The organism is Ralstonia sp. RRA, from assembly GCF_037023145.1.
Lineage (GTDB): Bacteria > Pseudomonadota > Gammaproteobacteria > Burkholderiales > Burkholderiaceae > Ralstonia.
The window spans coordinates 3,493,400-3,515,979 of record NZ_CP146091.1 but is presented as its reverse complement, the minus strand read 5'-3'; the positions used below and the strand labels follow the sequence as shown (position 1 = coordinate 3,515,979).

The window sequence follows — 22,580 nt, the reverse complement described above, 5'->3', positions numbered from 1 at the left end:
GATAACGGTGGATATCTCCTGTGGATAACTGGAAAAAGCGCTTTGTGCTCAATGACTTGCCGAAAGCAAAACCACTTGCACAGTGTGTGCCCTGAGGTGGATGACTTGCGGGTTTCGCCAGACCCCCTGTCGGCAACCCCGTCACTTGTGCCCACACCATCGACAGGGCAGCCACAGACAGCCCACATCCTTTGCCGGTAGTTATCCACAGCGGCAGGCCGGGTTATCCACACGCGTTGTCCACATCGGTTATCCACATGGGGGGTGCATGGGTTGCGGCACGTGTCGAGTTGCCATGCTTTTGGTGTAGGCTCACGGCTTCGCTGATCGACGTTTTCTGTTCTTGCCTCAACGCCTTATGACACGCACGTCCCCTGATGCCACGCCGGCCCTGGCTGAGTCCTCGCCCGCGCCGGAAGCCCCGGCCAAACTGCGCCGCCGTGATCGCATCGAGGTGCGTGAATCGAGCGTGCACGGGCGCGGTGTCTATGCCACCGCATCGATCGCCAAGAACAAGAAGATCATCGAATACAAGGGCGAGCACATTTCGTGGAAGGAGGCGCTGCGCCGCCATCCGCACGACCCGACCGACCCGAATCACACGTTCTACTTCAGCCTGGAAGACGGCAGCGTGATCGACGCCAAGTTTGGCGGCAACCGCGCGCGCTGGATCAACCATTCTTGCAAGCCGAACTGCGAGGCACGTGAGAAGGACGGCCGCGTCTTCATTCACGCGCTGCGCGATATCGAACCTGGCGAAGAGCTGTTCTACGACTACGGCCTTGTCATCGAAGGCCGCCAGACCAAGGCGCTGCGGGAACAATTTGCGTGCCGTTGCGGCGCCAAGAAGTGCCGCGGCACGATGCTGGCCCGGCCTGAGAAAACCAAGAAGAAGTAAGCCGAAGGTCCGTCGCTCAAACGGATTCGTCCGCTAACGGTAAGCGCAAGACGAAGCGCATCACGCGGCAGCCGTCGCGTGCGATGGCGTCATCAATGGCGACCGTGCCGCCGTGCAGGCGCACGATGTCGTGCACGATGGCCAGGCCCAGCCCGCTGCCTTGGGGCTGACCCGGCAGGTGGTCCGCATCGCCGCGGAAGAAGCGCTGGAACACCTCGCCACGGCGCTCGTGCGGAATGCCCGGGCCGTTGTCTTCCACGCTCACCACACCCCACCAGCGCGAAGCGGCGTCGGCTTCCATGCCAGCGCGCAAAGTGATGCGCCCCCCAGTCGGCACGTACTTGATGGCGTTGTCGAGCAGGTTGTTGATCGCTTCGCGCAGCAGCACAGCATTGGCCAATACCGGCGCCTGCAATGAACCCGGCGAAGCGGCTTCCTGTGGCCAGGCCTCGAAGCCAAGATCCAACCCGCGGGCCAGCGCACGCGGTACCCACTGCGCGCCGGTATCAAACGCGAGAGATACCAAGTCCACCCGCATTGGTGGCCCCAGTTGATCGAGCGTCCTGCCAGGCTCGGCGCGCGCCAGGGTCAACAACTGGTTGGATAGACGGACTGCACGGTTGGCCCCCGACTGCAGTTCGAGCAACGCGGGCCGAGCCTCTTCCAATGTCTTGGCATCGACGGCGCGATCGGCATGCAGCTTCAATGCCGTGAGCGGTGTACGCAACTGGTGCGCAGCATCGGCGATGAAGGTGCGCTGCGCTTCCAGGGCATCGCGCAGGCGAGCGAGCAGTGCGTTCATCGCGTTGATGAGCGGCTGCAATTCAGCCGGCACGCGTTGCGCGGAGTCCGGCGGCAGTGGCGTCACCGATTGCGCGCTCTGCTTGTTGAGCGTGTCGGCCAGCGTTTGCAGCGGCTGCAGCTCTTCCTTGAGCACCAGCGAGAGGATCAGGCCGCCAACCGCGAGCAGCACGATCAGCGGAATCGACACCGATAGCAGCACTTCCTTGGCCGCGGTGTCGCGGTGGTCGAGCAGTTCAGCGACTTCCACGACGATGCCGTCTTCGGGTTGTCCGGCATCGGGGGATGTGGCCGGGTTCAGCGCGGGGGCTGTCTGCGCCTGCGTGGGGGCGAGGGCGGGGCGCGTGACGTCGTCTTCCGGGTCTGGCGGCGCGGGTTGGCGCGGCGAGTGAGCCTTGGGGGTTTCAGCGCTGACACCTGGCACCAGCAGGTGGACGGCGCGCACCTGTTTGCCGTCGACCCAGCTATAGAATACCCGTGCATCGCCAATGCGGACCTGGCCTGAGCCATAGCCGAGTACCGTGTCGCGTCCGGCCAGCGTGCCGTTGGGTCCGGCGATACGCCAGAAGACACGGTCTTCGCCACCGTTCTGTACGAGCGTCTGGGCGGTCAACTCGATGTCGTACAGCTTGGCCGCCGGCACATGCGGACCGGCAATGCGGATCTGTTCCGCCAACGCATTGGCCTCGCTCACGAGCGCGCGGTCGAACACCTGCGTGGTGTAGTGCGCCGCCAGCCAATACGACAGTGCACCGGTGCCGACCACCAGACCGAACAGCGGGGTCGCCAGCGCGCGCAGCAGGTGCAGGCGCAGGCTGACGGCGATGTTGGCGGACGCCCCCGTTGCTGGAGCAGCCGAATCGCGAGCGGCAGCGGGACGGTGGCGCTTGAACATGAGAGGAGGACTAGGCCGCCGCGCCGCGTGCCTGCAGCAGATAACCGAAGCCGCGCACGGTGACGATCTCGGCGTCGGAATGTTCAATCTTGCGGCGCACGCGGTGCACGTAGACCTCGATGGCCGTATCGCCCACCACGTCGTGGCTGGCTTCACCAATGGCATGGCCGAAGCTGGCCAGGTGGTCCTGCAACTGCACCTTGCTGACCACGCGACCCTGCCGCAGCATCAGCAGCTCCAGCACGGCAAACTCGCGCGGCGACAGTTCCAGCGGTGCCGCTTCGACAAAGATGCGCCGCTCGACGCCACTCATGCGCAGCCGGCCGACCAGGATGTCCGGGCGTGCGATCGGTTCGGCTGGGTCCCCACGCCGGCGCAACAGGGCCTGCACGCGGGCCACCAGTTCGAGCATTTCGAAGGGCTTGAGCAGGTAATCGTCCGCACCGGCATTCAGACCGTTCACCTTGTCGAGCAGGCCGTCGCGCGCTGTGAGAATCAGCACCGGCGTGGCACGGTCACGTGTTCGAAATTGCGACAGCAGCGTCATGCCGTCGATGCCCGGCAAGCCAAGATCGAGAATCACCAGATCGTGCGTCTGTTTGGCGAGCTGCTCGGCGGCAAACACACCGTCATGCACCGTGTACACGCGATGTCCGGCCTGGGTGAGGCCGGCGTGGATAGCGCTGGCAATGGCGCGGTCGTCTTCAATCAGCAGGATGCGCATGGAATGGGCCTGGATGCGGCGGTCCCTAAATCGGAATGGAGTGGGGCGATGGAGCGCACAGAAAAGGGCAATCTGCACGGATGGCGCAGCGCTACAATGCGCGGATGACCGATGCCCTGCTCACCATCACCGACCTGGAGGCCGCCATCAACTTTTGGCGCGCCCGTTCGCCCGCCGAAGGCGAGGAATTGCGGCTGTGTGCCGAGGCGTCGGCACTGGCCAAGCCGTATGCGCTGATGATTGTACAAGGCGCCACCCGCATCGCCCCTGAGCAACTGGGCGACAAGGCGCGGGCGGCGTTTGAGGCGTGGCGCGCCGCAGTGGGCGCGTAGCTCGGGACTCGGCTGGCGTTATTTCGCGCCGGTGCTCTTCGCGGCCAGCTCGATGAAGCGCGCGAGATCGGCGTCACGGTGCGTGAGCCCGTTCGCATCATGCGTAGACAAGGTGATGTCCACGCGATTCCACACGTTGAACCACTCCGGGTGATGGTTCATCTGCTCGGCTTTGATCGCCACGCGCGTCATGAAGCCGAACGCGGCGTTGAAATCGGCAAAGGTGAAGGTCTTCTGGATCGCGTCGCGGTCGCTCTGCAGTGTCCAGCCGGGCACTTCGGCGAATAGCGCTTTGCGTTGGTCGTCGTTCAGGGTCGGCATCATGGTCTTCAGCGAAGTTCAGGTGTGAATGCGCGCAGTATAGTCAGCGCTCAAATATCCGCTGTGTCTGCCCAACCTTCGCGGTTGCCGACGTTCAGCACCAGATCCCCCTCCACGACATCGCCCGCACCGATGGTCGGCAGCGCGGCGAGTTCTTCATACAGCGGCGTGAAGTCCGGGCGCGTGGCGTCGAACAATTGCTCGAAGCTGTCGATGGTGAAGTAGGTCTTCTGGAACGTGTCGATGCGGTAGCGCGTGCGCATGATGCGGCGCACATCAAAGCCGATGCGGTTCGGGCTCGCCGAATCCAGCGCATATACCGATTCGCTCTTGCTCGACACAATGCCTGCGCCGTAGATGCGCAGGCCGGCCGGCGTGCGGATCAGGCCAAACTCCACCGTGTACCAGTACAGGCGCGCCAGCATGTCGAGCTGGCCCAGTCGGGCCGCCTTCAGACCGCCCTTGCCGTAGGCTTCCATGTAGTCGGCAAAGATCGGGTTAATCAGCAGCGGCACGTGGCCGAAGATGTCGTGAAAGCAGTCAGGCTCTTGCAGGTAATCGAGCTGATCCGGGCGGCGCATCCACCAGCTGGCGGGGAAGCGGCGATTGGCCAGGTGATCGAAGAACACTTCGTCCGGCACCAGACCCGGCACGGCAACGATCTGCCAGCCGGTGGCGCGCATCAGCGTTTCGTTGAGCTGGTCGAACGACGGCACGGCGTCGCGGCTCATGCCCAGCGTCGACAGGCCTTGCAGGAACTCATCGCACACGCGGCCAGGCAGCAGCGCTTCCTGACGGTCATACAGGGTGCGCCAAGTGGCATGATCGGCAGTGGTGTAGCGGTGCACCGGCTGCTGCATGGTGAAATCAGCACGCAGCGTCTGGCCGTCGAGGCCTTCAGCAAATTGTTCGCGCAGCTTGTCGGTCAGGGTGCCGTTGAAGCCGGCCGGGGCCGCGTTTTGGGCAGCGTCGGGGGCGGTGGTTGCGATGTCCATTTGTGATGTCGATCTTGTCCAATCAGAGTCCGGCCAGTGTATTGGGGAGGCCACGCGGATTGGCCGCAAAACCGGCTTCCGTTGCACGTGGTTTGCAGATTTCATGCAAAATATCGGGTATCAACGCAGGAGATTTGCATGATTTCCCTGGATAACTTCGATCTGGCCCTGCTGGCAGCCCTTCAGCGCGATGGCCGTGCGACCCACCAGCAGCTTTCGGAGCAGGTGCACTTGTCGGCCAGCCAAGTTGGGCGGCGCCTGGCGCGCCTCGAATCCGAAGGGGTGATCGAGGGCTATCGGGTGGTGCTGTCGCCGACCGGGCTGGGGCTGGGCGTGACGGTATTCGCCAGCGTCAAGCTCGCCCACCACGGCGATGCCATCGTCGAGCGCTTTCACGAAGAGATCAGCCTGCTCGATGCCGTGCAGGAGTGCTACTCGGTGGCTGGGGATGCCGATTACATGCTGCGCGTGGTGGTGCCGGATCTGCCTGCGCTGTCGGAGTTTGTGATGCGCAAGCTGATGCGCGTGCCGGGTGTGGATAACGTCCGTTCCAATATTGTGCTGACGGCGCTTAAGCGCGATGGTGCGCTGCCACTATCCCACCTTGGTGGGTAGATTCGCGCCTTGCGCCTGGGTGCGCGGCGTGTCACGCTGCAACCCGACAATCACTTTGCTGCAGTTGAATTGCCTGTCTTGGGCGGGAGACCACGATGGTTGAGGGAAACACCACGCATCCAGCGCACGCGCTGGCGCATCTTGCGGGCGGCTACGGCATGCCGGCACGGGTTCGTGCGTGGTGGGTGGCTGCAGCCATCGCGGGTGTTACCTACGGCGGCATGCTGACCATGGTGGCCGTGGACGTGCCGCCCGGCACGCCGCTGGCCGGTCGGATCGCCCTGCAGCCGCTGTGGAAGATGCTGATGGCGCTGCTGCTGGCGCGTGCCGCCGCGCTGCACGAGGTGCCGCGCGAGCGCCGCTGGTTGATCGGCGCCATGATGTTCTCTGCGCTGGGTGATCTGTGGCTGGCGTTGCCGGGCTTTGCGTTCTCGTTCATTGCGGGCTTGAGCAGCTTCCTGGTGGCGCACCTGTGCTACCTGCGTGTGCTGGTCGGGCTGCGCGGGGCATCGTCGCCGCTTCGCTTGCTCGGGGTCGGGGCCATGATTGGCGTGGCCATCGGCATGCTGGTCTGGTACTGGCCCGGCCTGGGCGAGATGAAGGGCCCGGTCATTGTCTATATGGTGGTGTTGTCGTCGATGGTGTGCGCGGCCTTGCTGGCGCGCCTGCCGGGGCCGCTCACGGCTTGGGGCGCACTCGCTTTTGCGGCCTCCGACGCGATGATCGGCATCAGCGTGTTCGTCTTTCCGTTCACCGACCACGAGCTGGCGATCTGGTGGAGCTACGCCGGCGCCCAGCTTCTCATCAGCGCTGGGCTGCTGACGCGCCGCACGCCACCGCCACCGCGCCAGGTTGTTCCAGCGTAAGTCGGGGCAATCAACGCAGTCTGCCCATCCCCGTTCCCATCCGCTGCAGGAGCCCCCGATGCTGCAGACTCTCGACGCCGCCACCACGGCGGTCCGCCTGCCTTACGCTGCGCTGGCCGATGCCATTGCCCAGGTGCTGCGCGATGCGCGTGCCGGCAAGGCCCAGGCACCTGCGCGGCTGGTGATGCCGGTGCCCGGCCCGGGCAGCCTGTTGCTGATGCCCGCGTCCAATGCCGACATCGCCATCACCAAGATGATCACCGTGCACCCGCACAACCCGGCGCGCAGCCTGCCGGCCATCCACGGCGAGGTGGTGGTGATGGATGCCCAGACCGGCGTGCGCCGCCTGCTGCTGGATGGCCCGACCGTGACGGCGCACCGCACGGCAGCTGTGTCATTGCTGGCTGCACGCCTGCTGGCGCCGGAGCCGGCGGGGGATCTGCTGTTGATTGGTGCTGGCGCCCAGGCGCGGGCGCACCTGGAGGCCTTCCGCTTCGGGCTGGGCACGCGGCGCGTGACCATCATGGCGCGCACGGCAGACAGTGCCGAGGCGCTCGCCGTTTATGCGCGCCAGCTCGGCATGGACGCGACGGCCGTGGCCGGTGGTGATGCGACGGGTGTGGCGCAAGCCGCCCGCGCGGTGCTGCCGCAAACGCCGCTGGTCATTACCGCGACGCCCTCGGCACAGCCGGTCTTGCCCGATCTGGCTGAGCCGGGCCACCTCGACGGCTATGCCTGGGGCCCGCATCACTTCATCGCGGCGGTTGGCGCGTTCCGGCCCGACATGGCGGAACTGCCGCCGCGCCTGTGTGTGCAGGCCGCGGCGTCCAATCGTCTCTATGCAGACACGCTGGTCGATCTGGAAGTTGAAGCCGGTGATCTGCTGCAGGCGGGGGTGCCGTGGTCGCGTGTGCGGCCGTTACAACAGTGCGTCGATGCGCCGCAAGACACGCTCACGCAGGCGGCGCCGGTGCTGCCCGTTGTCTTCAAGAGTGTCGGCAGCGCGCTGTGGGATCTGGCCGCGTGCGTGCTGGCGCTGTCCAAGTCCAAACCTGTTTAAAAAATGAGCATGTGCTGAAGACGCCCGCTGCAGGCCGGTTTGGTGTGGTGCTTATAACAGGAAACCTCTAGAAAAAGGGTTCTGGCCAGGGCAATCACACGGGATAATGGCCGTCCCTTCCGCCTGGGAGGAGACTTAGAACGCACCAGCAAACGTTCCAATCGCGTTTGCCCTGGATGCGTCTCAACAGGAGCACATACAGAGATGGCCTATAAAAAAGCACTGGCGGCCGCCGCCGGGATGATCCTCGCCACCGCCGCGCACGCACAAGCCGCCGGCAGCAACATCGTCAGCATGGGCTGGTTCCGCGTCATGCCGAACAGCTCGAGCGACCCGCTGTTCATCAAGAGCGTGGGCGGTGCGCCGTTCAACCAATCGGTGCCCAACACCGGCGCCAAGATTCAAGAAGCCGATACCGTCGGCCTCGCCTTCACGCACTTCTTCACCGACAACTTCGCGGTGGAACTTGTGGGTGGCATTCCCCCGCGCCACAAGATCGAAGGCACGGGCTCGTTCTCGGGCTACGGTGAAATCGGCTCGGCCAAGCAGTGGAGCCCGGCCGTGCTGGCCAAGTGGTACTTCTTCAACGCCGACACCAAGCTGCGCCCGTACGTTGGCGTGGGTCTGAACTACACGTGGTTCTCTGACGAGAAGATCACCAACAGCGCGTTCCAGAACCAAGTACTGGGCCGTGGTATTCCGGGCAGCACGAGCACGGTGTCGACCGACAGCTCGCTCAACCCGGTGCTGAACGTGGGCGCAACCTACGCGATCACCAAGGACTGGTTCGTTGGCCTGTCGGTGTCGTACTTGCCGCTCAAGACCACCGCCACGATCGACACCAAGCTCGGCCCTGCAGCTGGCGGTGCCCACGTTGTGAGCGAAGCGAAGATCAAGATCAACCCGGTCGTGACCTATTTGAACGTCGGCTATCGTTTCTAAGCCACGTTTGCGCTAACAAAAAGGCGTGCCACTGGGGCACGCCTTTTTGCTTTGGGCGTTCGGTGTCTTATGCCACGGCCTTGACCGGGTAGCCGGCCTGTTCGATGGCCGCCTTCACGGCATCGGTGGCGGCGCCGCTGGTGACGGCCACGGTCTGCTTGGACAGATCGACTTGCACGCTGGCGGCGGCATCCACCTGTTGCACCGCACGGGTGACGGCAGACACACAATGGCCGCAGCTCATACCTTCCACAGAAAACGTCGTCATGGTTCGGGCTCCTGAATCGAAAGAAAGGAGGGGAGAGGAAATCACGCTGCAGTATGAACCTTCCTACCATGGGAAGCGCAAGCGTAAGATGAGGGCTTGACCTTACCAAGATGGGAAGGTCTAGGCTGATGTTATCTCCCCTGAAACGGACGCTTCCATGACTGCCGCCAGCCCCGTCGCTGAACTTGACGACGCTTCAACTGACCTCGACATCAGCGGGATGACCTGTGCCGCCTGCGCGGGCCGGGTAGAACGTGCCCTGCGCGCCGTGCCTGGCGTGACCGAAGCCAGCGTGAACCTCGCGACCGAACGTGCCCGCGTGCACGGCGGGGCGACCCGTGATGCGCTGGTTGCTGCCGTGACCGCTGCCGGTTACGAGGCACGTGTTGCGGCGGACGAAACCGCCGCGCCCGTCGCCACCGAAACGGATTTCTGGGACGGTGCCGGCCCCGTGTGGATTGCCGCCGCGCTGTCCGTGCCGCTGGTGCTGCCGATGATCGCCGGCTGGTTTGGTGCCGAGTGGATGCTGCCCGCCTGGGTCCAGTGGCTGCTGGCGACGCCGGTGCAGTTCGTGATCGGCGCGCGTTTCTACAAGTCGGGCTGGAAGGCCGCGCGTGCGGGGGCCGGCAATATGGATTTGCTGGTCGCGCTCGGCACGTCGGCGGCGTACGGCCTGTCGTTGTGGTTGTGGTGGCGCGCCGGTGCGGATGCGATGCCGCATCTCTACTTCGAGAGCGCCGCAGTGGTCATCACGCTGGTGCGCCTGGGCAAGTGGCTGGAAGTGCGCGCCAAGCGCCAGACCGCACAAGCCATCCGCGCCCTGCAGGCGCTGCGCCCGGACACCGCCCGCGTGCGCGGCGTTGATGGCACGCTACGTGACACGCCCGTCGCGAAGGTGCGTGTGGGCGACGTGGTGTCGGTGCGCGCAGGGGAGCGCATCCCCGTGGATGCGGTGGTGCTCGAAGGTGCCAGCCATGTCGATGAATCCATGCTGACCGGCGAGAGCCTGCCCGTGCCCAAGCGCGAAGGCGACCGCGTGACGGCCGGCGCCATCGCCACCGACGGCGTGCTGCTGGTGCGCACCATCGCCATCGGCGCGGACACCATGCTCTCGCGCATCATCCGCCTCGTTGAAGACGCGCAGGCTGCCAAGCCGCCGATCCAGCAACTGGTGGATCGTGTGAGCGCGATCTTCGTACCGGCGGTGCTGGTGGCGGCAGTGCTTACGCTGGCCGGTTGGGCGATCACCGGGGCAGAGTGGGAGACGGCCATCGTCAATGCGGTGGCGGTGCTGGTGATCGCCTGCCCGTGTGCATTGGGCTTGGCGACGCCATCGGCCATCATGGCGGGCACCGGCGCGGGCGCACGGCGCGGCATCCTGATTGCCGATGCGCAGGCACTGGAGCGCGCGCAGCAAGTGGACTTCGTTGTGTTCGACAAGACCGGCACGCTTACCGTTGGCCAGCCGCGTGTGACGGCGGTGGAGGCCGCGCCTAGTGTGGATGCCGATGCGCTGCTCGATCAACTCGCCGCGCTGCAAGCCGAGAACACCCACCCACTTGCACATGCCACGCGTGCGTACGCGGTTGAGCAGGGGCGCTCGATCACGCCCGCACAATCGCCCGAAGTGCTGGCCGGACGCGGCACGCGCGGCATCGTGAATGGTGCGTCGCTGCAACTCGGTAACGCGCGCTGGATGGACGAACTGGGGCTCGACCGCAGCGCACTGCAGGCCCGTGCCGACGCCCTGGAGGCGCAAGGCAACACCGTCTCGTGGCTCGCACAGAGCGGCGAAGGTGGCGTGCAACTGCGTGGCCTGATTGCGTTTGGCGATGCGCTCAAGCCCGGTGCCAAGGCGGCGGTGGCTGCGCTGCAGGCCCGCGGTGTGCGCACCGCGCTGGTGACTGGAGACAACGCAGGCGCCGCACGCACGGTGGCGGCTGCACTCGGCATCGACGAAGTGGCCGCGCAAGTGCTGCCGCAAGACAAGGCGGCACGCGTGACGGCCTGGCAGCAGAGCGGCCACGTAGTCGCGATGGTGGGCGATGGCATCAACGATGCGCCCGCGCTGGCTGCGGCCGACGTCGGCATCGCCATGGCCACCGGCACGGACGTCGCCATGCAGGCCGCCGGCATCACCCTCATGCGGGGCGAGCCGCGCCTGGTGAGCGATGCGCTGGACCTCTCGCGCCGCACCGTCGCCAAGATCCGCCAGAACCTGTTCTGGGCCTTCATCTACAACGTGGTGGGCATTCCGCTGGCGGCATTCGGCTTGCTGAGCCCCACCTTTGCTGGTGCGGCGATGGCGTTCTCCAGCGTGAGCGTCGTGACCAACGCGCTGATGCTGCGCCGCTGGCAAGTCTCCGGAGACCGCGCATGACGCAAACCGATCTCAACGCAACCCAAGCCCCCATTCCCAGCGCAATGAGCATCGGCGAGGCCGCCAAGGCCAGCGGTGTGTCGGCCAAGATGATCCGCTACTACGAGAGCATCGGCCTGCTGCCGCCCAGCCCGCGCACCGAGGGCAACTACCGTATGTACGACGCGCGGGCGCTGCATGTACTGCGCTTTATCCACAGGTCGCGCTCGCTCGGGTTCGCGCTGGAGGAGATTCGCACGCTGCTGTCGCTCTGGCATGACCACGAGCGTGCCAGCGCCGATGTGAAGGCCCTCACGATGCGCCATGTGGCCGACCTGGACGCACGCATCCGGGAGTTGCAAGGCATGCGCGACACGCTCATGGCGCTGGCCAACGCCTGCCATGGTGACGACCGGCCCGACTGCCCGATCCTCGAGGGCGTGGCCGGCGACGAAGGGGCCTGCTGCCACTGAGGGATGCCTCCACGGCCCTCCCTTGTGGCGAGAGGCGTCTATGCCACAATCTGGCAACCCAATGAGGAGACGCCCATGACGCAAGCCCCTGCCGAGGTCAACGCGGTTGAAAGCCGCCAGCGCATGAAGGACCACACCGAACTGTTGGTCCGGACCTGGTTACCCGCGCCCGACAGCGGCGAACCTCGCGGTACCGTCATCCTCGTTCACGGCATGGCTGAGCACAGCGGGCGTTATCCACATGTGGCCAAGGTGCTCACCGATCTCGGCCTGCGCGTGCGGGCCTTTGACCTGCGCGGCCACGGCAAGAGCGGCGGCCCGCGCATGGCGCTGGATGCGCAGGACAACTACCTCACCGATCTCGCAGAGATCATCGACGCGGCCGTCGCCGAATGGCATGAGATGCCGTTTGTGCTCGGGCACAGCATGGGTGGGCTGATCGTCGCGCGTTTTACGACGGCGCGTATCCGGCCGGTGCGTGGCGTGCTGCTGTCATCGCCCGCGCTGCGCGTGAAGCTGCCGCCAGGGGCGGGCATTGTGCGCGGCATTCTCTCTGCACTGGCGCCGCGGTTGGCGGTGCCCAATCCGGTGGATCCGGCCAAGCTCTCGCATGATCCGAGCGTCGGTCCTGCCTACCGTGCCGACCCGCTGGTGCAGAGCACGATCAGCGCTTCGTTGCTTGAGTTCATGCTCAATGCGATTACGCAGGCGCAGCAGGATGCGCCTCGCTTGGAAGCGCCGATGCTGCTGATGGCGGGGGGGTCTGATTCGATTGTTGATCCGTCCGGCAGTCGGGATTTTTATGCGAATGCGCCGGAGGAGTTGCGCACGCTGGCGTGGTTTGATTCGGGGTACCACGAGATCTTCAACGAGGCTGAACCGTTGCGTGGTGAGGTGTTTGGGAAGATGACGGAGTGGTTGGCTGGGCGGATTTGATGTCGTTCAGGCGGGCGTGATTAGCCCGCGTCCTGAATGCACGCGTCATCTCCGGTATAAGAGTCGACGATCTGGCCTGCGAGGTTGTCTTGCGCTCGCGCATACGCCTTGTATCGCACACCAGTGTTGAGATGCATAGCGAGAATGTCTTTGGTCAGGTCCAACCATTCCTTTCCGAATTGCCGACGCGCACAGGCAAAGGATTGCCATAGCATTTGCGCAGCTGCCTTCGCCTTTTCTGGCGTGGTTGCGGTCAAGAGGTAATTCTGCTGGGCCCTCGCGTACTGCATCATCGCGGCGCGTTGCGCGGGGGCTGGATAGGTCTTCGCGATATAACGCTCGATGTCGTCACGCACACCGTTCTCATTGGCATCGATGCCGCTGACCGTGGATTCAAAGTCCGTCGATTTCACGCCGGGGCGGCCCGCCTGATTTTCTACGACGTCAATGTCTGTGCGGCTGGGGGAGGACATCCACCAGACGACGGCAACCAGGCCCGCTGCGGCGATGGCCAAGATCTTTGTCTTCACGTCTCCCCCTTTTGCGGAATGCGCAACGCATGACCCGCTGGACGTTTATCTAGCTGTATTTCCCAAGCTAGGAGGGTGAGCAGGTATGCGCAAGTCGAGTGCATGAACGCTTGCTTTCATTCGGCTGAATTCATGCACGGCGCTGGCGCTGTCCAGTATGCCAACCAGCAGTCCGTCACAAAATCTGCCAATCCCGTGCACAATGCCCCTTCACCAGAGGTGCGCAGGTGATTACAAACCGTCGGGACAGGCAGACCAACGGTGTGGCTGTTCCTGCCCTAGATGGCGCCTTGAATTTTTGTTGCAGGGAGGAAAAAGGAAGGGAAACTGTTTGAGCGAAGCGAGTTTTTCCCTTCCCCTCCCTGCGACAGAAATTCAAGGAATGTTTCGCTATCTCGGGCGCGCCTTTCTTTGCTTACTTTCTTTGGCAAGACAAAGAAAGTGAGTCAGCCCCGGCAGGGGATGAAACAAGGGATGCACCACAAGAACAAGAACAAGAAAACAAAACCCAGCAACACCAAGGAAAAGAAGCACGGAGACATGGAAACCTACGACTACATCATCATCGGCGCAGGCTCCGCGGGCTGCGTCCTCGCCAACCGTCTGACGCAGGACCCCGACGTCTCTGTGCTGCTGCTCGAAGCCGGCGGCAAGGACGATTACCACTGGATCCACATCCCCGTCGGCTATCTGTATTGCATTGGCAACCCGCGCACCGACTGGCTCTACCGCACACGTGAAGAACCCGGCCTGAATGGCCGCTCACTCGGCTACCCGCGCGGCCGCGTACTGGGCGGCTGCTCGTCGATCAACGGCATGATCTACATGCGCGGCCAGTGCGAGGACTACGACGGCTGGGCTGCCACCACCGGCGATGCGTCGTGGAAGTGGGATGCCGTGCTGCCGCTCTTCAAGACCAGCGAGAACTACCACGGCGGTGCCAACGAATGGCACGGCGCCAGCGGCGAATGGCGCGTCGAACCGCAGCGCCTGCAGTGGCAAGTGCTGGAGACCTTCATCGAAGCCGCCGTGCAGGCCGGCATCCCGCGCACGAGCGACTTCAACCGTGGGGACAACTTCGGTGTCGGCTACTTCGAGGTCAACCAGAAACACGGCATCCGTTGGAACACGGCCAAGGGTTTTCTGCGTCCGGCATCGCAACGGCCCAATCTGACCATCGTGACCGGTGCGCAGGTGCGCGCGCTCACGTTTGACGGCAAGCGCTGTACGGGCGTGACGTATCGCGGGGCAGGGCAGGACTACACGGTGGCCGCGCGTGAAGAGGTGATCCTCTCGGCTGGGGCGATCAACTCGCCGCAGCTGCTGGAGCTGGCGGGCATCGGTCAGCCGGAGCGACTGCAGGCGCTGGGCATCCACGTGCGTCAGGCGCTGCCCGGTGTGGGCGAGAACCTGCAGGACCATCTGCAACTGCGCAGCGTGGTGAAGGTACATGGCGTGCCGACGCTCAACACGCGCGCCGCCAACTGGTGGGGCAAGGCGCTGATCGGCATGGAGTACGCGTTCAACCGCAGCGGGCCGATGAGCATGGCGCCATCGCAGTTGGGGGTGTTCGCGCGTTCGAACCCGCGCGTGGCGCGGCCGGATGTGGAGTACCACGTGCAGCCGCTCTCGCTCGACAAGTTTGGTGATCCGCTGCATGCGTTCAACGCCTTCACCGCCAGCGTGTGCAACCTGCGGCCGACCTCGCGTGGCTCGGTGCATGTCACCTCGGCCGATCCGTTTGCTGCGCCGACGATCGCGCCGAACTACTTGTCCACAGAGGAAGACCGCAAGGTCGCGGCCGATTCACTGCGCCTGACGCGCCGCATCGTCGCGCAACCTGCGTTGGCCAAGTACAAGCCGGAGGAATATCTGCCTGGCGTGACCTTCCAGACCGACGAAGACCTTGCCCGTGCTGCAGGCGAAATCGGCACGACCATCTTCCACCCGGTCGGCACGTGCCGCATGGGGCGCGCGGATGATGCAAACGCGGTGGTCGACGCGCAGTTGCGTGTGCGCGGCATCGAGGGCCTGCGTGTGGTCGATGCGTCTGTCATGCCGACCATCACGTCGGGCAATACCAACTCGCCGACGATCATGATTGCGGAGAAGGCGAGCGAGATGATTCGTGCGGCGCGCAAGGCGCGTGCGCGCGGCGAGCCAGTGGCGGCCTGACGCCGGTTTGCGGGCCGATGACACGGGCGTGACACGCGCCGGTGTCATATCGATAGGCAATCGGTATTGCTCCGATACGTAACTCTACGTAACCCTCGCCGGTCAGCCGCAAAGCCAGTACCGGCGCGGGTTTCGGGGCGGTAAGCGACGCGTAATCGTCTTGGTACAAACCCCGATGTTTTGCGACGCAACAGCCGTTGACAATCGTCCGCACCAAAAAAGAGGCGGGAGACCAGAGGGAATCATGGCGCAGGACATCATTCTCGAAACGCGCGGACTGACCAAGGCCTTCAAGGGCTTTACCGCCGTGTCCGACGTCAACCTGCGCGTGCAGCGTGGGTCGATCCATGCGCTCATCGGCCCGAACGGTGCTGGCAAGACGACTTGCTTCAACCTGCTGACCAAATTCCTGGTGCCCACGCGCGGCACCATCCTGTTCAACGGCCTCGATATCACCGCGGAAAAGCCGGCGCAGATTGCGCGGCGCGGCGTGATTCGCTCGTTCCAGATCTCCGCCGTGTTTCCGCATCTGACGGTGATGGAAAACGTTCGCGTTGGGCTGCAGCGTCAACTCGGTACGGCATACGCGTTCTGGCAAAGCGAGCAATCGCTCAATGTCTTGAATGAGCGTGCGATGGAGTTGCTCGAACAGGTGGGGCTGACGCAGTTTGCGCACACCGTGACGGTGGAGCTGCCGTACGGCCGCAAGCGCGCGCTGGAGATTGCCACCACGCTGGCGATGGAGCCCGAGCTGATGCTGCTCGACGAGCCCACGCAAGGCATGGGCCACGAAGATGTGGACCGCGTGACTGAGCTGATCAAGCGCGTGTCCGAAGGCCGCACGATCCTGATGGTGGAGCACAACATGAACGTGGTGTCCTCCATCGCCGACAAGATCACGGTGCTGCAGCGTGGCCAGATTCTGGCGGAAGGCCCGTACGAAGACGTCTCGAAGAACCCGCAGGTGATGGAAGCCTATATGGGCACCGCCGATGCGGCGCTGGAGGGCCATTGAGGCCTCGATCGACGTTGATCGATCATGCGACGCGGCTGTAAGACGATCAGCCGTGTCACCAAACGCTAGACCCGAACACACGAGAACACTGCATGAGCACGCCCGCGCTCCAGATCAAGGACCTGCACGCCTGGTACGGCGAATCGCACATCCTGCATGGTGTCGACCTGACCGTGAACCGCGGCGAGGTCGTCACGTTGCTCGGCCGCAATGGTGCGGGCCGTACCACCACGCTGCGCGCCATCATGGGCCTGGTGGGCTCGCGCAAGGGCTCGATCGTCGTGCACGACGCCAGCGGCCAGGGCATCGAGACCATCGACCTGCCGACGCACAAGATTGCCCACTGCGGCATCGGCTATTGCCCGGAAGAGCGCGGCATTTTCTCCAGCCTGTCGTGCGAAGAGAACCTGATGCTGCCGCCGGTGCTGAAAGACCAAGTTGCCAAGAGCGGCAACCCCGGCATGAGCATCGACGAGATCTACGCGATGTTCCCCAACCTGAGGGAGCGTCGCCAGAGCCAGGGCACGCGCCTGTCGGGCGGTGAGCAGCAGATGCTGGCGGTTGGTCGCATCCTGCGCACGGGTGCGAACCTGCTGCTGCTCGATGAAATTTCCGAGGGGCTGGCCCCGGTGATCGTGCAGGCGCTGGCCCGCATGATCCTGATGCTCAAGAAGCGCGGCTACACGGTGGTGATGGTGGAGCAGAACTTCCGCTTTGCCGCGCCGCTGGCCGATCGCTTCTATGTGATGGAACACGGCCGCATCGTCGAGCGTTTCGAGGCGGCGCAGTTGCAGGACAAGATGCCGGTGCTGCACGAGCTGCTCGGCGTTTAACGCGTTGTCGATATCGATTTGCTTCACCACCGCGCGACGCGTCACAAGCGATGCGCGCACTACAGGAGACAAGACCATGACACTCAAGAAGCTGGCTGGTGCACTGATGGCGGTAGGACTGGGGGCGGCGGCTGGTTTGGCGTCGTCGGGCGCGCACGCCCAGGTGAGCGGCGACAAGGTGAAGATCGGCTACATCACCGATCTGTCGGGTCTGTATGCCGACATCGACGGGCAGGGCGGTGTCGAGGCCGTGAAGATGGCGATCGAAGACGCGGGCGGCAAGGTGCTCGGCAAGCCGATCGAACTGGTCACGGCCGACCACCAGAACAAGGCGGATATCGCGGCCTCCAAGGCGCGCGAGTGGATGGATCAGCAGGGCATCGACATGCTGCTGGGCGGCACCAACTCCGCCACGTCGCTGGCGATGAGCAAGGTGGCGGCCGAGAAGAAGAAGGTGTTCATCGGCATCGGCGCCGGCACAGCCCGCCTGACCAACGAGGAGTGCACGCCGTACACGATCCACTACGCGTATGACACGGTGGCGCTGGCCAAGGGCACCGGCAGCGCGGTGGTCAAGCAGGGCGGCAAGTCGTGGTTCTTCCTGACCGCCGACTACGCGTTTGGCCACTCGCTGGAGAACGACACCGCAGCCGTGGTCAAGGCCAACGGCGGTACGGTGGTGGGCTCGGTCAAGCACCCGCTGTCGGCGTCGGACTTCTCGTCGTACCTGCTGCAGGCGCAGTCGTCCAAGGCGCAGATCCTGGGCCTGGCCAACGCGGGCGGCGACACGATCAACTCGATCAAGGCGGCCAAGGAATTCGGCATCACCAAGTCGATGAAGATCGCGGGCCTGCTGATGTTCATCAACGACGTGCATAGCCTGGGCCTGCAAACAGCCGAAGGCCTGTTAATGACCGACAGCTGGTACTGGGACATGAACGACGCCACGCGCAAGTTCGCCAACCGCTACTTCATGAAGATGAAGAAGATGCCGAGCAGCTTGCAGGCCGCCGACTACTCGGCCGTGTCGAACTACATCAAGGCGGTGGCTGCCGCCGGCACGGATGATCCGGACAAGGTGATCGCGCAGCTCAAGAAGACGAAGATCGACGACTTCTACACCAAGGGCTACATCCGCCAGGACGGCCGTGGCATCCACGACATGTACCTGCTGCAGGTGAAGACGCCGGCCGAGTCGAAGAAGCCGTGGGATTACCTGAAGGTCGTGGCAACGATTCCGGGCGAGCAAGCCTTCGCCACGCAGGCGGAATCGAAGTGCGCGCTGTGGAAGAAGTAAGCGTGTAAGAACCGGCGCCGCTGTCCAATGGAGGGCGGCGCCGTCAATCGTGTTGGTGTGGTGTTCTCTTCTTGACCGCGATGGAAATCTTCGGCGTTCCGCTACCGGCCATGCTCAGCCAGCTGCTGCTGGGCCTGGTCAACGGTTCCTTTTATGCGATGTTGAGCCTGGGCCTTGCGGTCATCTTCGGGCTGCTCAACGTCATCAACTTTGCGCACGGTGCGCTGTTCATGCTGGGCGCGGTGCTCACGTGGATGGGCTTCTCGTACCTGGGCCTGCCGTACTGGCTGATGCTGGTGCTCTCGCCGCTGGCGATCGGCGTGCTGGGCGTGGTGATCGAGCGAACGCTGCTGCGCTTCATCTACAAGCTCGACCATCTGTATGGCCTGCTGCTCACGCTGGGCGTGACGTTGGTCATTGAGGGCGTCTTCCGCGCCATCTACGGCGTGTCGGGCCTGCCGTATGACACGCCCGAGCTGCTGCAGGGTGCCACGGACCTCGGCTTCATGATGCTGCCCAACTACCGCGCGTGGGTGGTGGTGGCTTCGCTGGCGGTGTGCTTCGCCACGTGGTTCATGATCGAGAAGACCAAGCTGGGCGCGTATCTGCGCGCCGGCACCGAGAACCCGAAGCTGGTCGAAGCCTTTGGTGTGAACGTGCCGTTGATGGTCACGCTCACCTACGGCTTTGGTGTGGCGCTGGCGGCGTTTGCCGGTGTGCTGGCGGCACCCGTCATCCAGATCTCGCCGCTGATGGGGCAGAGCATGATCATCACCGTGTTTGCGGTGGTGGTGATCGGCGGTATGGGGTCGATCCTCGGTTCGATCGTCACCGGGCTGGGCCTGGGTGTCATTGAAGGGCTGACCAAGGTGTTTTATCCACAGGCGTCATCCACAGTGGTGTTCGTGATCATGGTGCTGGTGCTGCTGGTGCGTCCGGCGGGCCTGTTCGGTAAAGAGAAATAAGCGAAGCGGCACTATGCAAAACACCTCTTCCTCTTCCCTCAAATACGCTCTGTACGGCCTATTGCTGGTGGCGCTCGTTGCTGCGCCGCTGGTGGGCGCGTATCCGGTGTTCGTCGCCAAGCTGCTGTGCTTTGCGCTGTTTGCTTCGGCCTTCAATCTGCTGCTGGGCTATACCGGGCTGCTGTCGTTCGGGCACGCGGCGTTCTTTGGCGGCGCGGGCTACGTGGCCGGTTACATGATGCGCGACCTGCACGTCACGCCGGAACTCGGCCTGCTGGCCGGCACGGCGGCAGGCGCCTTCATCGGCCTGGTCGTGGGCCTGCTGGCCATCCGCCGCCAGGGCATCTACTTCGCGATGATCACGCTGGCGCTGGCGCAGATGCTGTACTTCTTCTGCCTGCAGGTGCCGTTCACCGGCGGTGAAGATGGCCTGCAAGGCGTGCCGCGCGGCAAGCTGTTCGGCGTGCTCGATCTGTCGTCGGACATGACGCTGTACTACGTCGTGCTCGCCATCGTGGCGCTGGCCTTCCTGCTGATCGTGCGCACGATCCACTCGCCGTTCGGGCAGATCCTCAAGGCCATCAAGGAGAACGAGCCGCGCGCCATCTCCCTTGGCTACGACACCGACCGCTTCAAGCTGCTGGCCTTCGTGTTGTCGGCCGCGCTGACCGGCCTGGCCGGTTCGCTCAAGACGCTGGTGCTCGGCTTCGAGACGCTGACGGACGTGCATTGGTCGATGTCCGGCTCGGTGATCCTGATGACGCTGGTGGGCGGCCTGGGCATCCTGTCGGGCCCGATCCTCGGTGCGGCACTGGTGATTGCGCTGGAAAACAAGCTGGGCGACATCGGCACCTTCCTGGCGGGCGCCACCGGCATCGACGGGTTCAATGTGCTGGGCGAATCGGTGACGACGGTCACGGGCGCGATCTTCGTGATCTGCGTGCTGACCTTCCGCCGCGGCATCATGGGCGAAATTGCTGCACGGCTACCTTGGTTGCGGCGCTAGGGTCACAATGACCGCAAATGGCGTCGCATCCCCCCCGAAAGGATGATCTTGGCGCCGATTTGGTGCTTAGTGCACCGTAAGGGTTTGCTCTAGTTGTTGCGTTGCGGTGCATTCTTTACAGTCTCGTTACGGTTTTCGCACGAGATAAATGAGGCGGGAGCGAGGAGACGACAGCACACACCGCACGAAACGGTGGAGATGCTAAATAAAATAGAGGCCCTGCCAGGTGATCCCCGGCAGGGCCTTTTAGTTTGTGCCTTCAGTGCGCGGCGCTCGCCGCCAACAGGGCCCGGCCCCGGGCGCTGACCGTCACAAGATGCTGCTCTGGTGACGACCCGGGCGCACAGTCCACCAGCCCGTCGATGCACGCATCTTCCCAGATCGACAATCGCGGACACGACGTCCGCCAAGCCTCCAACACCTCGGTATAGGGCCTCGGCCGTTCGGCCAGCGATTGCAGCAATTGCAGCGTGAGCGCGCGGGTCGGGTCGGTCATGGCGGTCTCCTTGGGGTGTTCTCCCCATTCTGGTTGGCGCCGATTCACAAGAGAAATGCATTCGGAGTCGACGCCTATGCGGGCGCTGCATGACAATGGCGCCTTCGCTTCGAGCCGCCCATGACCCTGTCCACCCGTCTCGCCACGCCGGATGACCGGCCCCGCCTGTTGGCTGCCATCGCATCGGGCGCTTCGCCGCTGCAATTGGCGCATGCCGTCGATACGCTGCTGGCCCAGCCGAGCGCGCATCCGTGCTTTCTCGTAGAGGCGGACGGGGCATTGGTCGGTGTCGCGCCGATCACGCTCGTACCGCACCTGGCGCTGGGCGGGTTGGTGGCGTGGCTGCCAGTCGGCGTGATGGCGTTTTCCGATGACGTGGTCACGCGTGATGCTGCCTTGGCTGCCGTCAATGAGTACGCCCGCGCACATGGCATACTCCACGTTCTGCTGCCGCCTGCGGCGCTTGCAGCGTATGACGCCACCGCGCTTGGCTTTGCGCCGGATGCGTCCGGCTGCTGGCGGCGCAGTGCGCGTCCGTCGCCCAAATCGCTGGGCTAAGTCCTGATCACCCGCCTGTCTCTACTCCCCTGATGGAATTCGCTTTGCTCGCCTTGGCCGGCTTTCTGGCTGGCCTGATCGATGCCGTGGCCGGTGGTGGCGGCCTGGTGCAGATTCCCGCGCTGTTCTCGGCGTACCCGAACATTGCGCCGGCCACGCTGATTGGCACCAACAAGGTCGCGTCGATGTCGGGCACGGCTACGGCGGCAGTGCGCTATGGGCGGACGGTACGCATCTACTGGGGCGCGACGGCGCCGGCAGTGGTCACAGCGTTTGGGTTTTCGCTGCTGGGCGCATGGGCGCTCACGCACATTCCCGCCGAGCCGCTGCGCCGCGCGCTGCCGTTCGTGCTGGCGGCGCTACTGATCTACACGGTGGCCAAGAAGAACCTGGGCGCAGAACACGCCCCCAGCCTCGCAGGTTGGCGCGAGCGTGCTGCGGCACTGCTGGCCGGCGCCGTGATTGGTTTCTACGACGGTGTGTTTGGCCCGGGCACCGGCAGCTTCCTGATGATCGTGTTCGTGCGCGTGTTCGGCTACGACTTCCTGCACGCATCCGCATCCACCAAGATCGTCAATCTGGCGACCAACGTGGCGGCCTTGCTGCTGCTGGCATCCAAGGGCCACGTGTGGTGGCAGCTTGGCCTGGTGATGGCGGTGGCCAACGTGGCCGGCAATCAGGTCGGCAGCCACCTTGCGCTGCGGCACGGCAGCCGCTTCGTGCGCAAGGTGTTCATCGTGGTGGTGCTGGCGCTGATCCTGAAGACCGCTTACGACGCGTTTATCCGTTGAGCTGGGTGTCGAGCGCCACGGTGCGCTCGGTGATCACATCGCCCGTGTGCTGCGTGGTCACGGTTTCGATCAGCATGATCCCGCACTCCTCGTCGGCAACGGGGCAGTGGCGCACGCCGCGCGGCACTACGCAGAATTCGCCGGGGCCGAGGTGGACGTCGTCGCGGTCTTCGAAGGCGATCTTCAGGCGGCCGTAGACCACGAAGAACAGCTCATCCTCATTCGGGTGGTCGTGCCAGACGAATTCGCCCTTCAACTTGGCGACCTTGATGTACTGGTCATTGACCTGGCCGACGATGCGCGGCGACCAATAGTCCGTCACCTGTTCCAGCGCGTGGGTGACCTGCACCGTGTGTCCTGCGAGCATGATGGGCTCCGATGTGTGGGGCGTGGGGAGGCCCTGAAGATAAGGGCGCGACCTGCGCATTC

Annotated in this window: 25 protein-coding genes; 17 read left to right on the top strand and 8 right to left on the bottom strand. The window is 64.3% G+C overall.

What is annotated here, in order from left to right:
* Positions 1-358: 358 nt before the first annotated feature.
* Positions 359-898 carry an SET domain-containing protein-lysine N-methyltransferase gene (locus tag V6657_RS16890; protein ID WP_048935703.1) on the top strand — a complete coding sequence of 180 codons (540 nt, stop codon included), beginning with the start codon at positions 359-361 and terminating at the stop codon, positions 896-898.
* Positions 899-914: 16 nt separating this feature from the next.
* On the opposite strand, the gene V6657_RS16885 is transcribed toward V6657_RS16890, so the two are convergent.
* Both V6657_RS16885 and V6657_RS16880 read right to left on the bottom strand, forming a co-directional pair.
* Entirely contained in the window at positions 915-2,594 is a 1,680-nt protein-coding gene (locus V6657_RS16885) for a sensor histidine kinase (protein WP_048935702.1), read from the bottom strand.
* Between the two features lie 10 nt (positions 2,595-2,604).
* Positions 2,605-3,318: a response regulator transcription factor gene (locus V6657_RS16880; RefSeq protein ID WP_048935701.1), complete on the bottom strand. Its 714-nt coding sequence runs from the start codon at positions 3,316-3,318 to the stop codon at positions 2,605-2,607.
* Between the two features lie 104 nt (positions 3,319-3,422).
* On the opposite strand from V6657_RS16880, the gene V6657_RS16875 reads away from it, so the two are divergent.
* Complete coding sequence (locus tag V6657_RS16875; RefSeq protein ID WP_031330061.1) at positions 3,423-3,650, top strand: DUF3717 domain-containing protein; 228 nt, start codon at positions 3,423-3,425, stop codon at positions 3,648-3,650.
* Between the two features lie 18 nt (positions 3,651-3,668).
* Here the strand turns inward: V6657_RS16875 and V6657_RS16870 are convergent, their stop codons facing one another.
* Together V6657_RS16870 and phhA are read right to left on the bottom strand one after the other, a co-directional pair.
* Positions 3,669-3,974 (bottom strand): 4a-hydroxytetrahydrobiopterin dehydratase, encoded by a 306-nt coding sequence (locus V6657_RS16870; protein WP_048935700.1) that lies wholly within the window; start codon positions 3,972-3,974, stop codon positions 3,669-3,671.
* Positions 3,975-4,021: 47 nt separating this feature from the next.
* Entirely contained in the window at positions 4,022-4,966 is a 945-nt protein-coding gene (gene phhA / locus V6657_RS16865; protein WP_048935699.1) for a phenylalanine 4-monooxygenase, read from the bottom strand.
* Between the two features lie 138 nt (positions 4,967-5,104).
* Between phhA and V6657_RS16860 the strand changes: the two genes are divergently transcribed.
* From V6657_RS16860 to V6657_RS16845, 4 genes are all read left to right on the top strand, one after another.
* The gene (locus V6657_RS16860; protein ID WP_048935698.1) at positions 5,105-5,581 is read left to right on the top strand and encodes an Lrp/AsnC family transcriptional regulator; all 477 of its coding nucleotides are present in this window, start codon (positions 5,105-5,107) and stop codon (positions 5,579-5,581) included.
* A 95-nt stretch (positions 5,582-5,676) separates the two neighbouring features.
* Entirely contained in the window at positions 5,677-6,447 is a 771-nt protein-coding gene (locus V6657_RS16855) for a lysoplasmalogenase (protein ID WP_048935697.1), read from the top strand.
* Between the two features lie 58 nt (positions 6,448-6,505).
* Entirely contained in the window at positions 6,506-7,507 is a 1,002-nt protein-coding gene (locus V6657_RS16850) for a delta(1)-pyrroline-2-carboxylate reductase family protein (protein WP_048935696.1), read from the top strand.
* Positions 7,508-7,711: 204 nt separating this feature from the next.
* A complete protein-coding gene (locus tag V6657_RS16845) occupies positions 7,712-8,449 on the top strand; it encodes an OmpW family outer membrane protein (protein WP_048935695.1) in 738 nt (245 codons plus the stop codon).
* A gap of 67 nt (positions 8,450-8,516) precedes the next feature.
* On the opposite strand, the gene V6657_RS16840 is transcribed toward V6657_RS16845, so the two are convergent.
* Positions 8,517-8,717: a cation transporter gene (locus V6657_RS16840; RefSeq protein WP_048935694.1), complete on the bottom strand. Its 201-nt coding sequence runs from the start codon at positions 8,715-8,717 to the stop codon at positions 8,517-8,519.
* 157 nt (positions 8,718-8,874) lie between these two features.
* Between V6657_RS16840 and V6657_RS16835 the strand changes: the two genes are divergently transcribed.
* The 3 genes from V6657_RS16835 to V6657_RS16825 all read left to right on the top strand — a co-directional run bounded on the left by V6657_RS16835 (position 8,875) and on the right by V6657_RS16825 (position 12,485).
* On the top strand, positions 8,875-11,097 hold the full coding sequence (locus tag V6657_RS16835) for a heavy metal translocating P-type ATPase (protein ID WP_048935693.1): 2,223 nt from the start codon (positions 8,875-8,877) through the stop codon (positions 11,095-11,097).
* Positions 11,094-11,549: a Cu(I)-responsive transcriptional regulator gene (cueR, locus tag V6657_RS16830; RefSeq protein WP_048935692.1), complete on the top strand. Its 456-nt coding sequence runs from the start codon at positions 11,094-11,096 to the stop codon at positions 11,547-11,549. Before V6657_RS16835 ends, cueR begins: the two co-directional genes overlap by 4 nt.
* A gap of 75 nt (positions 11,550-11,624) precedes the next feature.
* Complete coding sequence (locus tag V6657_RS16825) at positions 11,625-12,485, top strand: alpha/beta hydrolase (protein WP_048935691.1); 861 nt, start codon at positions 11,625-11,627, stop codon at positions 12,483-12,485.
* A gap of 20 nt (positions 12,486-12,505) precedes the next feature.
* On the opposite strand, the gene V6657_RS16820 is transcribed toward V6657_RS16825, so the two are convergent.
* Complete coding sequence (locus V6657_RS16820) at positions 12,506-13,015, bottom strand: hypothetical protein (RefSeq protein ID WP_048935690.1); 510 nt, start codon at positions 13,013-13,015, stop codon at positions 12,506-12,508.
* Positions 13,016-13,555: 540 nt separating this feature from the next.
* Between V6657_RS16820 and V6657_RS16815 the strand changes: the two genes are divergently transcribed.
* From V6657_RS16815 to V6657_RS16790, 6 genes are all read left to right on the top strand, one after another.
* Positions 13,556-15,190 carry a choline dehydrogenase gene (locus V6657_RS16815; protein ID WP_048935752.1) on the top strand — a complete coding sequence of 545 codons (1,635 nt, stop codon included), beginning with the start codon at positions 13,556-13,558 and terminating at the stop codon, positions 15,188-15,190.
* Positions 15,191-15,434: 244 nt separating this feature from the next.
* The gene (locus V6657_RS16810) at positions 15,435-16,205 is read left to right on the top strand and encodes an ABC transporter ATP-binding protein (RefSeq protein ID WP_048935689.1); all 771 of its coding nucleotides are present in this window, start codon (positions 15,435-15,437) and stop codon (positions 16,203-16,205) included.
* A gap of 92 nt (positions 16,206-16,297) precedes the next feature.
* Positions 16,298-17,038 (top strand): ABC transporter ATP-binding protein, encoded by a 741-nt coding sequence (locus tag V6657_RS16805; RefSeq protein WP_048935688.1) that lies wholly within the window; start codon positions 16,298-16,300, stop codon positions 17,036-17,038.
* A gap of 76 nt (positions 17,039-17,114) precedes the next feature.
* Positions 17,115-18,335: an ABC transporter substrate-binding protein gene (locus V6657_RS16800; RefSeq protein WP_048935687.1), complete on the top strand. Its 1,221-nt coding sequence runs from the start codon at positions 17,115-17,117 to the stop codon at positions 18,333-18,335.
* 80 nt (positions 18,336-18,415) lie between these two features.
* Entirely contained in the window at positions 18,416-19,300 is an 885-nt protein-coding gene (locus V6657_RS16795) for a branched-chain amino acid ABC transporter permease (protein ID WP_048935751.1), read from the top strand.
* 13 nt (positions 19,301-19,313) lie between these two features.
* Positions 19,314-20,306, top strand: a complete 993-nt coding sequence (locus tag V6657_RS16790; RefSeq protein WP_048935686.1) for a branched-chain amino acid ABC transporter permease — start codon at positions 19,314-19,316, stop codon at positions 20,304-20,306.
* Between the two features lie 259 nt (positions 20,307-20,565).
* On the opposite strand, the gene V6657_RS16785 is transcribed toward V6657_RS16790, so the two are convergent.
* On the bottom strand, positions 20,566-20,802 hold the full coding sequence (locus tag V6657_RS16785; RefSeq protein WP_048935685.1) for a hypothetical protein: 237 nt from the start codon (positions 20,800-20,802) through the stop codon (positions 20,566-20,568).
* Between the two features lie 120 nt (positions 20,803-20,922).
* On the opposite strand from V6657_RS16785, the gene V6657_RS16780 reads away from it, so the two are divergent.
* Both V6657_RS16780 and V6657_RS16775 read left to right on the top strand, forming a co-directional pair.
* Positions 20,923-21,360, top strand: a complete 438-nt coding sequence (locus tag V6657_RS16780) for a hypothetical protein (RefSeq protein ID WP_048935684.1) — start codon at positions 20,923-20,925, stop codon at positions 21,358-21,360.
* A gap of 32 nt (positions 21,361-21,392) precedes the next feature.
* The gene (locus V6657_RS16775) at positions 21,393-22,151 is read left to right on the top strand and encodes a TSUP family transporter (protein ID WP_048935683.1); all 759 of its coding nucleotides are present in this window, start codon (positions 21,393-21,395) and stop codon (positions 22,149-22,151) included.
* On the opposite strand, the gene V6657_RS16770 is transcribed toward V6657_RS16775, so the two are convergent.
* Positions 22,141-22,518, bottom strand: coding sequence for a cupin domain-containing protein (locus tag V6657_RS16770; protein WP_048935682.1), 378 nt, complete (start codon positions 22,516-22,518; stop codon positions 22,141-22,143). The genes V6657_RS16775 and V6657_RS16770 overlap by 11 nt on opposite strands.
* Between the last annotated feature and the right edge of the window lie 62 nt (positions 22,519-22,580).

Coding starts and splice junctions, on each gene's coding strand:
- V6657_RS16890 (WP_048935703.1), top strand. CDS start 359: ATGACACGCACGTCCCCTGATGCCACGCCGGCCCTGGCTGAGTCCTCG.
- V6657_RS16885 (WP_048935702.1), bottom strand. CDS start 2,594: ATGTTCAAGCGCCACCGTCCCGCTGCCGCTCGCGATTCGGCTGCTCCA.
- V6657_RS16880 (WP_048935701.1), bottom strand. CDS start 3,318: ATGCGCATCCTGCTGATTGAAGACGACCGCGCCATTGCCAGCGCTATC.
- V6657_RS16875 (WP_031330061.1), top strand. CDS start 3,423: ATGACCGATGCCCTGCTCACCATCACCGACCTGGAGGCCGCCATCAAC.
- V6657_RS16870 (WP_048935700.1), bottom strand. CDS start 3,974: ATGATGCCGACCCTGAACGACGACCAACGCAAAGCGCTATTCGCCGAA.
- phhA (WP_048935699.1), bottom strand. CDS start 4,966: ATGGACATCGCAACCACCGCCCCCGACGCTGCCCAAAACGCGGCCCCG.
- V6657_RS16860 (WP_048935698.1), top strand. CDS start 5,105: ATGATTTCCCTGGATAACTTCGATCTGGCCCTGCTGGCAGCCCTTCAG.
- V6657_RS16855 (WP_048935697.1), top strand. CDS start 5,677: ATGGTTGAGGGAAACACCACGCATCCAGCGCACGCGCTGGCGCATCTT.
- V6657_RS16850 (WP_048935696.1), top strand. CDS start 6,506: ATGCTGCAGACTCTCGACGCCGCCACCACGGCGGTCCGCCTGCCTTAC.
- V6657_RS16845 (WP_048935695.1), top strand. CDS start 7,712: ATGGCCTATAAAAAAGCACTGGCGGCCGCCGCCGGGATGATCCTCGCC.
- V6657_RS16840 (WP_048935694.1), bottom strand. CDS start 8,717: ATGACGACGTTTTCTGTGGAAGGTATGAGCTGCGGCCATTGTGTGTCT.
- V6657_RS16835 (WP_048935693.1), top strand. CDS start 8,875: ATGACTGCCGCCAGCCCCGTCGCTGAACTTGACGACGCTTCAACTGAC.
- cueR (WP_048935692.1), top strand. CDS start 11,094: ATGACGCAAACCGATCTCAACGCAACCCAAGCCCCCATTCCCAGCGCA.
- V6657_RS16825 (WP_048935691.1), top strand. CDS start 11,625: ATGACGCAAGCCCCTGCCGAGGTCAACGCGGTTGAAAGCCGCCAGCGC.
- V6657_RS16815 (WP_048935752.1), top strand. CDS start 13,556: ATGGAAACCTACGACTACATCATCATCGGCGCAGGCTCCGCGGGCTGC.
- V6657_RS16810 (WP_048935689.1), top strand. CDS start 15,435: ATGGCGCAGGACATCATTCTCGAAACGCGCGGACTGACCAAGGCCTTC.
- V6657_RS16805 (WP_048935688.1), top strand. CDS start 16,298: ATGAGCACGCCCGCGCTCCAGATCAAGGACCTGCACGCCTGGTACGGC.
- V6657_RS16800 (WP_048935687.1), top strand. CDS start 17,115: ATGACACTCAAGAAGCTGGCTGGTGCACTGATGGCGGTAGGACTGGGG.
- V6657_RS16795 (WP_048935751.1), top strand. CDS start 18,416: ATGGAAATCTTCGGCGTTCCGCTACCGGCCATGCTCAGCCAGCTGCTG.
- V6657_RS16790 (WP_048935686.1), top strand. CDS start 19,314: ATGCAAAACACCTCTTCCTCTTCCCTCAAATACGCTCTGTACGGCCTA.
- V6657_RS16785 (WP_048935685.1), bottom strand. CDS start 20,802: ATGACCGACCCGACCCGCGCGCTCACGCTGCAATTGCTGCAATCGCTG.
- V6657_RS16780 (WP_048935684.1), top strand. CDS start 20,923: ATGACCCTGTCCACCCGTCTCGCCACGCCGGATGACCGGCCCCGCCTG.
- V6657_RS16775 (WP_048935683.1), top strand. CDS start 21,393: ATGGAATTCGCTTTGCTCGCCTTGGCCGGCTTTCTGGCTGGCCTGATC.
- V6657_RS16770 (WP_048935682.1), bottom strand. CDS start 22,518: ATGCTCGCAGGACACACGGTGCAGGTCACCCACGCGCTGGAACAGGTG.